General features: G+C 61.2%; 9 protein-coding genes. 2 read left to right on the plus strand and 7 right to left on the minus strand.

Annotated elements, in window-relative coordinates; genetic code table 11:
- Window positions 1-26: 26 nt before the first annotated feature.
- On the minus strand, window positions 27-1022 hold the full coding sequence (locus tag N6L27_RS13435; RefSeq protein WP_271907782.1) for a taurine ABC transporter substrate-binding protein: 996 nt from the start codon (window positions 1020-1022) through the stop codon (window positions 27-29).
- A gap of 207 nt (window positions 1023-1229) precedes the next feature.
- Between N6L27_RS13435 and N6L27_RS13440 the strand changes: the two genes are divergently transcribed.
- On the plus strand, window positions 1230-2201 hold the full coding sequence (locus N6L27_RS13440; protein ID WP_271907783.1) for a LysR family transcriptional regulator: 972 nt from the start codon (window positions 1230-1232) through the stop codon (window positions 2199-2201).
- Between the two features lie 145 nt (window positions 2202-2346).
- A complete protein-coding gene (gene hisD / locus N6L27_RS13445) occupies window positions 2347-3636 on the plus strand; it encodes a histidinol dehydrogenase (RefSeq protein WP_271907784.1) in 1290 nt (429 codons plus the stop codon).
- A gap of 3 nt (window positions 3637-3639) precedes the next feature.
- Here the strand turns inward: hisD and N6L27_RS13450 are convergent, their stop codons facing one another.
- From N6L27_RS13450 to N6L27_RS13475, 6 genes are read right to left on the minus strand one after another with little or no spacing between them, the layout of a single operon-like run.
- Window positions 3640-4158, minus strand: a complete 519-nt coding sequence (locus tag N6L27_RS13450; RefSeq protein ID WP_271907785.1) for a nitrous oxide reductase accessory protein NosL — start codon at window positions 4156-4158, stop codon at window positions 3640-3642.
- Window positions 4155-4976 carry an ABC transporter permease gene (locus N6L27_RS13455; RefSeq protein ID WP_271907786.1) on the minus strand — a complete coding sequence of 274 codons (822 nt, stop codon included), beginning with the start codon at window positions 4974-4976 and terminating at the stop codon, window positions 4155-4157. Before N6L27_RS13455 ends, N6L27_RS13450 begins: the two co-directional genes overlap by 4 nt.
- Complete coding sequence (locus tag N6L27_RS13460) at window positions 4973-5875, minus strand: ABC transporter ATP-binding protein (protein ID WP_271907787.1); 903 nt, start codon at window positions 5873-5875, stop codon at window positions 4973-4975. Before N6L27_RS13460 ends, N6L27_RS13455 begins: the two co-directional genes overlap by 4 nt.
- Window positions 5868-7136, minus strand: coding sequence for a nitrous oxide reductase family maturation protein NosD (locus N6L27_RS13465; RefSeq protein WP_271907788.1), 1269 nt, complete (start codon window positions 7134-7136; stop codon window positions 5868-5870). The genes N6L27_RS13460 and N6L27_RS13465 overlap by 8 nt, the downstream gene beginning before the upstream one ends.
- Before the next feature lie 2 nt (window positions 7137-7138).
- Window positions 7139-9046 (minus strand): TAT-dependent nitrous-oxide reductase, encoded by a 1908-nt coding sequence (gene nosZ, locus N6L27_RS13470; protein ID WP_271907789.1) that lies wholly within the window; start codon window positions 9044-9046, stop codon window positions 7139-7141.
- An 11-nt stretch (window positions 9047-9057) separates the two neighbouring features.
- Complete coding sequence (locus N6L27_RS13475; RefSeq protein ID WP_271907790.1) at window positions 9058-11247, minus strand: NosR/NirI family protein; 2190 nt, start codon at window positions 11245-11247, stop codon at window positions 9058-9060.
- Window positions 11248-11517: the final 270 nt, after the last annotated feature.

Raw genomic sequence — 11517 nt, forward strand, 5'->3', positions numbered from 1 at the left:
GTCCGCCTTGGCCAAAGTATGCCGGTTCAGTTCAGCGCGGCTTCCAGCGGTCCGCTGTCCACGGCACCGTCATAGGAATCCAGCGCCGCCTCAATGCTGCCTGCATTCACAAACACATCCGCCACGCCCTTCATGAAGGTCTGCGCGCCGCCGCCGAGCCATTTTTCTGAAAGCTGTTCTTCAGCTGAAGGGAAACTGAAGGTCGCGATGGTAGCCTCCGCATCGGCTAAATCCATGCCTGCGTCCTTGGCAATTACCGGCAGCATTTCGTCTTTCTGATCGCCGGAGTTCCACATTGCATTGGCATCTGCTGTCACCTTCAGGAACTTGCTGAGAAGGGCGCCCTCGTCCGCGATGAATCCAGCCGGTGCACTGGTCACGTCAAACACCAGAATGCCCAGCTCTTCCTTCTCCGCACCCGTTAGCAGCACATTGCCATGCTCCAGCATCCGCCGCAGCGCGCCACCCCAGCCGCAGACCATGTCCAGATTGCCCTGGGCAAACGCCGCCGCGCCATCTGCAGGTGCCATGTCGACAATTTCCATGGAACCAACGTCGACACCGAAATGCGCCATCTGAGACAGGAAGCCATAGTGAGCGGCTGTGCCGATCGGCACGCCGACTTTCTTCCCATTTAATTCGCCTGCGTTGTCTTTGTCGATTTCCAGAGCCTCGGCCACCACACAGTTGTCGTTTTCAGCATAGCTGACAGCCACATCCACGGTCTGAATGTCCTGCCCGGCGGAAGTAGCAACCACGAAAGGCGGCACACCCTGACTGACGGCAATCTGTACATCGCCTGAAGCCATGGCTGCAGACATTGCTGTACCGGTGTCAAAGGAGACCCAATTGATTTTGACACCCATCTCTTCTTCATAGGTGCCTTTAGCCTTGGCGTACTGGAACGGCATTGGCCACTCCAAGAAATACGCCACGGTAATCTCGTCGAGGGCCGAAGCCTGAGTCGCTGATATGGTGGCGGCGGCCGCGCAGACTGTTGAAAGCAGATACTTTTTGATCATGTTAATCGTTCTCCCAGTTGTCACGCCTGGCTCGTTCTATGCGGGCCTTGAGGCGTTGATTTTTACACGGAAAACCTTATCCGGGAAGAGAATTCACTGTAGAATAAAATTACTCCTGCACGGAAAGTAAAACTCAGTTTCGATTTTTTCGCATGTATTGGCGCAATTCTCTGGATAGCATATGCAAATCCGCAGGGAGGACCGCACATGCAAAAGACGCTGAGTCTGCGCTGGCTGGAAGTATTCCAGCTTATCTCGAAATCCGGCTCTATACAGAAAGTCGCCGCCGAAACCGGCCTTTCGATCAGCACAGTGTCTAACCATCTGCGCAGTCTTGAAAACGCGCTTGGTGTCGATCTGGTTGACCACACCCGGCGCCCCATGGGTCTGACGCCGGCAGGTGTGGTTTTTGCCCGGTATGTTTGCGACGGGCTGATGACTCTCAGGCGCGGTGAAGCGGAAATGCGTTCCGGCAGCTGGCAGCATGCAACAGATCTGCGCATGGCCCTGCTGGATGATTTCGACAATGAGGTGGGCCCGGAACTGTTCCAGTTCCTGTCTTCCGCCCTGCCCCGCTGCAGTTTCCGGCATTACACCCGCCCCAGCCACGAGATCATAGAGAAATTGCAGGCGCAGAAGCTGGATGCAGGCGTTGCCACCCGGCCGTCCGGGCTGCTACCGGACCTTATCGAGTACCCCCTGATGCGCGATCCTTTCATTCTGGTTGTGCCAACGGGCTACGCCGGCAGCATTGAGGATCTGACAAAAGCAGACGCTCCGCTGCCCCTCTTGCGCTATTCCCGCGACCACACAATCGGCAAACAGATAGAGACCCAGCTGACCCGTCTCAAGATCGCGCTGCCCAACCGGTTTGAATTGGAATGCAACCAATCGATCATTGGTCTGGTGTCCGAGGGCAGCGGCTGGACCGTCACCACTGCCGCCAGCTACCACCGCGCCCAGCGGTTCCACGAGAAGGTCAAGTTGGTGCGCTTTCCGGGAAAAAGTTTTGCCCGCACGGTCTCGCTGTTCACGACCAGCGTCTATCCTGCAGCAACGTCGCAGCTGATACATGAGGCGCTGCAGAAGTCCCTGAGGCTGCATTTCACAGACCCTATAACCCAACGTTTCCCCTGGCTCGGGGAAGAATTCCGAACCTTGCCTTCAGGCGCGGACTAACCACCGGGGCAATTAGAAACAAACATCCGTGTTTTTCGAAACCCTTGGCTCGCGGCTTGACCGTTTGGTCTCTCAACCGCTGTTTTAGGCGCAATCCGCACCCTGCGATTTCTGCACAGGCGGCGGCACTTTGAGGAACATGGACATGGCAATCACATACCTGAAACAAGCCAAGGCGCGTCCTGCCACTGAATGCAGCGATATTCGCGACACCGTCGCTGTGATGCTGGCCAACATCCAGCGCGAGGGCGAGGATGCAGTGCGCCGCTATTCGGAAAAACTTGACCGCTGGACCGGTCCAGTCGTGGTGACAGACGCCCAGCGCCGCGCGGCCTGCAACAGGGTTTCGCAGCAAACTAAGGACGACATCCAGTTTGCCCACGCGAACATTCGCCGCTTTGCCGAGGCACAAAAGGCCACGTTAGGCGAATGCGAGGTGGAAGTGATCCCCGGCCTGATTGCAGGCCAGAAACAGATTCCGGTATCCAGTGCCGGCTGTTACGTTCCGGGCGGCCGCTACAGCCATATTGCCAGCGCCCTGATGACCATCACCACTGCCAAGGTCGCCGGTGTACCGCACATCACCGCGGTCTCGCCGCCGCGCCCCGGCAGTGGAATTCCCGATCCGATCATTTATGCCATGGATCTTTGTGGCGCCGACCTGATCCTCAACTTGGGCGGCGTGCAGGGAATCGCTGCTATGGCCCAGGGTTTGTTCGGGGCTCAACCCGCCGACATCCTCGTCGGTCCAGGCAACTCCTATGTGGCAGAAGCCAAGCGTATGCTTTTCGGCGAGGTTGGCATCGACATGTTTGCCGGTCCAACGGACTCGCTGGTGATTGCCGACCACACCGCAGATGTGGAAACCGTCGCCTGGGATCTGGTTAGCCAGGCCGAACACGGTGCCGACAGCCCGGTCTGGCTGGTTACTACCAGCGAGCTGCTGGCCAAAGGCGTCATGGCCCGTGCACAGGCGTTGATTGATCAACTGCCCGAGCCCAACCTCTCCGCCGCTCACCGCGCCTGGCACGAACGCGCCGAGGTGGTTCTTTGCGGCAGCCGGGAAGAGGCCGCTCAGGTGGCTGACCGCTATGCGCCGGAACATCTGCAGGTGCAGGCCGAAGACCTAGACTGGTGGCTAGGCCGCCTCTCTGCCTATGGCTCGCTATTTCTAGGCAAGGAGACAACCGTGTCCTTCGGCGACAAGACCTCCGGCCCCAACCATGTTCTGCCGACCAGCGGCGCTGCGCGCTATACTGGCGGGTTGTCGGTGCACAAGTTCACCAAGACCGTCACTTGGCAGCGCTGCAACGCCGCTGCCTCTCATGAGCTGGCACAGCGCACCGCCCGGATCAGCCGGATGGAAGGAATGGAAGGTCACGCAATCGCCGCCGAAATGCGGTTGATACCCGAGAAACTGTCTGAAGCCGTTTAGCGCTCAGGAAGGCGTCTCCAGCTTCTGATCGAGGTCAACTGGCCCCAACACCGCATCGTCGGGAATGCTCTCAAACCCGGCGACTGCACCACCATAACGCTTTGCAAACCGCGCGGCTTCTTCTTGCGAGGCAAAGGGCACAACCTCCGGCGCACCCATACCGCCCGCGGCCTTGGAGCCTACCACGAAATGCGCCTCCCTGGCATCAATCCAGTTGCTGCTGCCAGGATGCTCCCAGCTTGCCGCCGCACCCATGTCGCTGACATAGATCGCGGTGATGTCTGCATCCCGCTCCGGGCCTTTCACATAGGCCGCCAGATCGCGCACCTGCGCAAAAAACAGCGGTGCCGGAAAGCCATCCAAGTGAATCTGCCCCTTTGGTCCGCCGTGTTCAGCAACATTCATCTGGCAAAAATAGCTGAGCGCTGCTTCGGTCAATTCCACTGGCGCGGGCGGCACTTTGTCTGCCTCCTCCTGGCAGGCAGACAAGATCAAGGCCGCAACAAGGATCAAGCGCTTCATGGCTCCACCCTCCGGAACGCGGCGCAAGCCAAAGCAAAGCCCAGTGCGGGCCACAGCAACAGCGACAAAGGAGCGGCCCAGCCGGGCAAGGCACTTGCCGCGCCTGCCATGCCGCTGGACAGCGCCACGCTTTCCGAGGCAGCCACATTCCACAGCCGGAACGCATCCGCCGGGTTGGCGACCATCACCCAAGGGAAGATCTTCTGAGTGAAGATCCCGCCGCTGTCCATCACTACGGCACCCAGCAGCCCCAGATCATAAAGCACCACAAACACAAGCCAGACACCGGCAGACAGGCCTGCGGCAGCGGTTGCCCCGCTGCTGAGCGCCGACAGCGCATAGCCCAGCACCAGGAACACCGCACCCAGCAGGATCGAGGTCAGCACCAGCCGCCCCAGTGCGAGCAGGCTCTCAGCCCCGGCGCCGCCGAACCAGGCGGCGACGGCCCCCGCCGCGCCAAATCCGATGCACATGGCAACTGCCAAGGCCGCCAGATGCGCCATCAGCTTGCCCAGCAGAATCTCTGCCCGGCTCGCGGGATAGGCCAGCAGCAGGGCAAGACTGCCCCGGTCGCGGTCGCCCGCCACCGCATCAAAACCCATCATCAGCGCCAAGAGCGGTGCGAGGTAGACCGACAGAGTGGTCATCGAGGCAACCGAGACCGTCAGCATGTCCACCCCTAGCGTCCCGGTCGGCGCCGATCCGGCAAAAGACAGCGCCAGCGCAAAGGCCAGCATGATCAGCGTGGCTATGAACAGCCAGCGGTTGCGGCGCAGGATCAGCATCTCGGCGCGGGCAATGGCAAAGGCGCGTCTCATCTGCGGTCCTCCCCGGAGTAATGGCGATAGAGGTCTTCCAGCCGCGGCGGCACCATGTCGATGTCGGCCACCGCATCTCCCATGGCTGCGATCTTGCGCAGTTCTGCCATCTTGTCCTGCGGACTGCACAGGATTTCGACTGAAGCACCGTTGATCCGCCGCCCGCCGGTCTCAACTGCAATCCGGTCGGCATGCGCGTCGCTGGCCTGTACCCGCAGCCTGACCGGCAGCCCGGCCTGGGCCGACAGGCCCGCCAGCGTGTCATCCGCCACCTTCACGCCTTTGCGCAGGATGGCGATGCGGTCGGTGCGCGCCTCGACCTCAGTCAGCGCGTGGGAGGCGATCAGAACCGCCGCGCCCTGTTCGGCCAGTTCGTTGATGATCGCGTAGAGGTCCTGCCGCGAGATCGGGTCCAGCCCGCTGGTTGGCTCATCCAGCAACGCCAGCTTGGGGCGGCCCAGCAGCACCTGCGCCAAGCCCAGCCTTTGCCGCATCCCCTTGGAATAGGCTCCAATGCGGCGATGCATGGCCTCTCCCAAGCCTACCCGTTCCAAGAGGCCATCAATGTCCGCGCGTTCGCCCGCCAGGCGGGCAAACAGCGACAGCTGCTCATGTCCGGTCAGCGCCGGATGGAAGCTCACGGCTTCGGGAAGAAAGGCGGTCGCGGCCCGCGCCGCAACACTGCCGGGGGCCGCGCCGCAAATCTGGATGCTGCCGCCCTCGTGCCGGATCAGGCCCAGTACCGCCTTGATCAATGTCGACTTGCCCGCGCCGTTGTGGCCCAACAGCGCCAGCCGCTCGCCCGGCGCGATGTCCAGATCGATGCCATGCAGCACCTGGGTCTTGCTGCGGAACTTATCTAAAGCGCGGATCTGCAGCGGGCTTTTTGCGTTATCCATCTTGTTCAACCTTTCTGGCGGCCTCGGGCCGCTCTGGCCGCATCAGCGGGTGGCTGTCGATCACCCCGCCGGGCAGCAGCGCCGGAAATGCAGACTGCGACCAACGCACCAGCTGCACCGCAGGCGATCCCATCAAGAGTTTCGCCGCAGGCTGGGTCCACAGCACATGGTCCATGCTGTCGTTCGGACGGTAAGGCGCATCAGCGATGCCGTCGCCATCCACATCAAAACCTGCAAAATCGGACCAGTAATTACCCTGGCCCTCTTCGCTCCACTCCACCCATTTGGTGGAGACAAATTTCACTTGGTGCCGGTTGCCGACAAAAGCGTTCCCAACCATCCGGTTGCCGTCGCTGCCCGCGGTAAAGTGGATGCCGATGCCGCAGCCCTCGAACCAGTTGCCGGAGAAGTCGTTCTTGTGCGCGTTATAGAGGAAGGTGCATTTGCCCCTGGCCCCCTTCACATAGTTGCCCCGCACTTCGCCCTGGTTGGCATAGTTCAGCATCACCCCGTGATCGCGGTCGTTCAGCGAGACATTCCCGGTCACCTTGACCCGTTTCGAGAACATCACCGCATAGCCCAGGTGATTGCCGATTGAGACATTGCCCGAAACTTCGGAATTATCGGCATACATGTAGTGCACGGCAAAGCGCAGGTCGCGGAAGCTGTTGTTGATGAAACGGTTCTTTTTGGAACTATTCACAAAGATCCCGTCGCGGCCAAAGCGGATGTCATTGCCGTCCACAACCGCACCCGGCGCGTTCCAGACATAGACCCCGTTGCCACGGGCGTTCATGTGGCGGTCCAGGCGGCCCTCGATCCGGTTGCCTTGCACCAGGCTGTCTTTAGCGCCGTGAATATCCACACCATAAAGGTTGCCCAGCAGCACATTGTTCAGGATCCGCGGCGCCTTTGCGGTCTTGGTCAGCTTAATGCCGCTGTCGATCTCCTGATGCGAGGAGCCGGAGCCGGTAACGATCAGGTTCTGAACGGTCACGCCCGGCCCGGTCACGGTGATCACCGATCCCTTGCCCTGCCCGTCCAGTGTGGCATGGCCCTGCCCATCCAGCGTCACAGGCCGGTCCAGCACCAGGGTTTCGGCATATTCGCCGGGGGCGAGGCGGAGGGTGTCGCCATCCGCCGCCTGCGCCAGTGTTTCAGCGATGGCCCCTGCCCGGTTGGGCACATCCCAATCCGCCGCCCATGCGGGCGCCAGGCCGGCAAGGGCCGCAACCAGGGATATGGGCAGGAGCCGTCTCATCTTCAGGCGCTCCGCGGCTCAACCAGCATCCGGCCGCGCATCTCCATGTGCAGCGCGTGGCAGAACCACTGGCAGTAGTACCAGTGCACGCCCGGACGCTCCGCCTTGAAGGTGACAGAGGCGGTGGCCAGCGGCCCGACTTCCATGGCGATACCGAAGTTCGACAGGCAGAAGCCGTGGGTCAGATCGTCGATGTCGTCCAGGTTAGTGACATAAACGGTGACCTCATCGCCCTGCTTCACGGTGAACTTCTCAAGGCTGAAGTTCGGCGCCTGGCTGGACATGTAGACCCGCACCTTGTCGCCGTCGCGGATGATGGTGTCCTGATAGTCGTCCAGATCGACGCCATCCGCCTCGGCCTGCTTGCGCGCGTCTTCCCACATCGGATCGTTGCGCTGCCAGGTGCTGGCCGGGTTCACCTTTGAACGGTGAACAAGGATCGAGTCATGCGGTTCCGCAAAGGTCGGGCCGTCGTGCACCACCTTCATCTTGTCGCCGGAGATGTCGATCAGCTGCTCGTTCTCGGGCTTCAGGGGGCCGACGTTCAGAAACCGGTCCTTGGAGAACTTGTTCATCGAGATCAGCCACTTGCCATCCGCCTCGGCAGTTTCGCCCATGGAGGTAGAGTTGTGGCCCGGCTGGTACTGCACATCGACCTTGTCCATGATCGGGTCCACATCGGCGCCAGCATAGGCGTCGATGGCTTTCTGGATGTCCCATTTCACCACCTGGCTGTCGAGGAACAGGGTGGTGTAGGCATAACCGCGGTTGTCGAAGGCCGTGTGAAGCGGGCCAAGACCCAGCTGCGGCTCGGCAACCACGGCGGAACGCGGATCCGCGTTGTCGCTGAACAGCGCGTCGACCTTCTCCACATCGATCACAGAAACCGTCGGCGACAGCTTGCCGTTGATCATGATGTGTTTCTTGTCAGGCGCGGCATTCACGCCGTGCGGCGAGTTCGGGATCGGGATGTAGCGGGTGAAGTTCTTGCCGGACTCTTTGCGCCCGTCCACAACCTTGGCCCCGTTCAGCTCCTGATAGTCGCCTGCCGCAATCGCTTCCTCAATCGCCTTGATGTTGAAGACAACAACGTGGTCCAGCTCGCTCTCGGTCATCTCGGCCAGGTTCATGCCCATTTCCGAGTTGTACGAGGTCGAGAAAGCGTATTTGCCCTGATAATCGCAGTCGGTGTTGTCCAGGTTGCCCGAGACGATCACCTGCCAGGCGACTTCCATGGTGTCGCCGTCGATGGCCGAGAAGATGTTCACGTACTGCGACGGATCATCCAGGATCTGGCCATCGTTGATCAGCGGCGCTTCGTGCTCGCCGTTGGCAAAGACATAGCCGGTGCGCGGGAATTTCTGCGGGCGCAGGCCGTGGATGTCCTTGGCGTTGGGGATCTCGATGATCTTGTCGCATTTCATCACGTCGCAGCGCACCCGAGCAACGCGGGTGTTGGCCTTGTCGTTCATGAACAGGTAGCGGCCGTCATAGGTGCCGTCGGTGAACGACATATGCGGGTGGTGCAGGTCGCCGTTGTCATAGGTGACCTTGCCATTGGCAGCCAGGAACTCCTTGGTTTCCGGCAGCAGGCCCTCGGTCAGGATTTTCAGCGACTCGTTGGTCTGGCCCCAGCCGGTGGCAGAGCAGCGGTTGAACACCGGCACCCGCATCAGCTCGCGCATGGACGGCACGCCCATGATCCGCAGCTCGCCGGTCTGGCCCGACGACCAGAAGCCGTAGTATTCATCCAGCTCGCCCGGCTCCAGGCCGAAACCGGCAGCCTGCGCGGGCTTCGCACCCAACAGTGCAGAGCCGGCACCGGTGGCCGCCAGAACGGCGCCGGAGGCAGTGGCCCCCAGAAGGCCGCGGCGGGTGACGGGCAGTTTGCTTTTCAGGTCTTCAGACATGATGTCCTCCTTCAGGAAACTTTTGTCCTGTTCGCGTTGGGGTGATTGGCAGGCGGGCGGCCCAGAGTGACGTCTGGGGCCGGGCTGCCGGTCTTGGCCCGGCGTTTCAGCTGTTTGATCACAACCGGGCATTTGGCTTCGGATTGGTACAGAACCTGGCAATGCAGGCAGTTCACACATTCGTTCGGGTTGATCTCACCGGAAGGGTGGATGGCCTGAACGGGGCACTCGTTGGCACAGGTCTGGCAAGGGCTGCCGCATTCCTTGTAGCGGCGCAGCCAGTCGAACATCCGCACCCGCGCCGGGATCGCCAGCGCCGCGCCCAGCGGGCACAGGTAGCGGCAGTAGAAACGCTCGATCAACAGGCCGGCCAGCAGCAGCGCCACGGCAAAAACGACAAACGGCCAGTCCCGCACGAACTTCAGGATGATCGCGGTCTTGAACGGCTCCACCTCGGCATAAGTCTCGGCCAGCGGGATCGACACCATCGAAATGCCGAACAAGCCGAGGAAAATCATGTATTTTGCAGGCCACAAGCGTTCATGCAGGCCCCAAGGCAAGGTGATCTGCGGCACCTTGAATGCGCGGGCGATCTTGTTCGTCAGCTCCTGCAGCGCGCCAAACGGGCACAGCCAGCCGCAATAGGCACCCCGGCCCCAGAACAAGAGCGCGGCGGCAACGGCAAACCATTGGATGAACACCAGCGGGTCCAACAGGAACGCATCCCAGGAGAACCCGCTGCGCAAGCTGCCAGCCAGGGCCATCAGGTTGACCACGCTCAGCTGCGCATTGGCATACCAGCCCAGAAACACCAGTGTGACGGTAAGGTATCCGATGCGGAACCAGTAGAATGTGCGCGCATTCACCGTCGCCTGGAACTGGAAGAAAAACACTCCCGTCAGCACCAGCAGCATCACCCCCAGCACACCGATCTCCAGCGTGCGGTCCTTCCAGATTCGCTGCCACAACGCGGCTTTTGCAGCCGCCTCGCCAGTGTCGTCCGCTACCACCTTGGGCGCAGGCGCGGCAGGCAGCAGGTACTGCTCCGGCAGTTTGTAGCCCAGATCAAAGGTCAGGAACGCCCGCTCCAGCGCACCAACGGACCGCTGCACCAGCAATTGCAGGCGGAAAGGCTCAGCGGGGTCGAATTCCGCATCTGCCGGGATCTTGAACAGATCCAGTTCAGTGAAACTTGGGCTATCGTCCGTGGCCAGCGCCCCAAGCCGCTTGTGCTGCTTATCAAAGAACCGTACCGAAGCATCACCCTGGATCAATTGGATGCGGTCGAAGATACCACCGCGCACATAGCCAGATCCTTTGAAGCTGTAACTTCCGCGCCCCAGCACCAGAATGGCGTGCTCGCCTTCCTTCAGCCAGGATTGCAGGTTCCGGTACTCCGCCTCACCCAACAGCGACTTGCCGATGGAGGGAACGGAAACCAGCGCCATGTGCATGTCGAAAAATGTGTCGTCTGGCGCTCCCGACTCCGGCCGCTTGATCGCGCGCGCATCGCCAGTGGCTTCAAAGGCCGCATTGATCTGACCCACGTCCAGCGTCATCCGCCGAACAGAGCCATCGCCTGCCAGTGTGGTCCAGTCTGCAACCTCATCGCGGGCCAAATCAACCTCGCGCTTCGGCCCGTCTGCCTGCACCGGTGACAAGCCGCCCAGACCCAGTGCCCGGGCCACTTTGATGCCTGCCCGCACTAGGCTGTCATCGATCACCATGATCGTGACCGTCGCGCCCGAAATGATGTCGAGGTCGTGGGCATCACCGCCCGCCGCCGCCTCGGCCTTCAGGTCCAGCCCGGCATAGCTTTCGGTCAGCTTGACCATTTTGGAGTTCGGGATGCCGATCAGCACGATCGGTTCGGAGTGTTTGACCAGCTTGACACCCGTTAGCACTGCATCGGTGTCAATTGCCGCTACCACATGGATTGGCTTGCCGCTGTAGCCGGTGGTGCCGACAAAGTCAGAGGTCAGAAAGGCATAGGCGACGGTTTCCCCCGCCTTCAGCACCGGCGCCGCAGGCACATCGTTGCGCACCGGGCCAAACGCCTCGGCGCCAGGCACTAGGTCTGCAGGTGCCAATTCTGTCAGGAAGCTGTCGAGGCTGTCTGCCTCTGCCGCCACTGCAAAAAGCGCGGCGAGTGTCATCACAAGGGCTGTCAGCCAGCCCTGGAAGGCGCGTGTCAGGACCATGGCGCCTCTCCTTTAATTTGAGTGGCTGCCACGGACGCGCTCAAGGCGCGTTCGGATTCATTTTTGGTCACCAGCGGAGGCCCGCGGCCGTCATGCCAGTATTGCGCAGGGTTCGGCTGCACCGCGGTCTGCGCAGGCAACAGCACAGCGCAATCTGCCGCTAGGCTGGCAGCGGAAAACAACAGTGTTGCCGGACTGGCCCCGGTTTCAGCCGCGCACAATGCGCAGGTACTGCATTTGGGGCAATCCTGCTGCTCCTTGCTGCCCTCA

Origin of the sequence: Leisingera sp. SS27 (assembly GCF_028368855.1) — a bacterium.
Lineage (GTDB): Bacteria > Pseudomonadota > Alphaproteobacteria > Rhodobacterales > Rhodobacteraceae > Leisingera.

Bases quoted from the DNA above. Each gene is read 5' to 3' on its own strand.
- N6L27_RS13435 (WP_271907782.1), bottom strand. From the start codon at position 1,022: ATGATCAAAAAGTATCTGCTTTCAACAGTCTGCGCGGCCGCCGCCACC.
- N6L27_RS13440 (WP_271907783.1), top strand. From the start codon at position 1,230: ATGCAAAAGACGCTGAGTCTGCGCTGGCTGGAAGTATTCCAGCTTATC.
- hisD (WP_271907784.1), top strand. From the start codon at position 2,347: ATGGCAATCACATACCTGAAACAAGCCAAGGCGCGTCCTGCCACTGAA.
- N6L27_RS13450 (WP_271907785.1), bottom strand. From the start codon at position 4,158: ATGAAGCGCTTGATCCTTGTTGCGGCCTTGATCTTGTCTGCCTGCCAG.
- N6L27_RS13455 (WP_271907786.1), bottom strand. From the start codon at position 4,976: ATGAGACGCGCCTTTGCCATTGCCCGCGCCGAGATGCTGATCCTGCGC.
- N6L27_RS13460 (WP_271907787.1), bottom strand. From the start codon at position 5,875: ATGGATAACGCAAAAAGCCCGCTGCAGATCCGCGCTTTAGATAAGTTC.
- N6L27_RS13465 (WP_271907788.1), bottom strand. From the start codon at position 7,136: ATGAGACGGCTCCTGCCCATATCCCTGGTTGCGGCCCTTGCCGGCCTG.
- nosZ (WP_271907789.1), bottom strand. From the start codon at position 9,046: ATGTCTGAAGACCTGAAAAGCAAACTGCCCGTCACCCGCCGCGGCCTT.
- N6L27_RS13475 (WP_271907790.1), bottom strand. From the start codon at position 11,247: ATGGTCCTGACACGCGCCTTCCAGGGCTGGCTGACAGCCCTTGTGATG.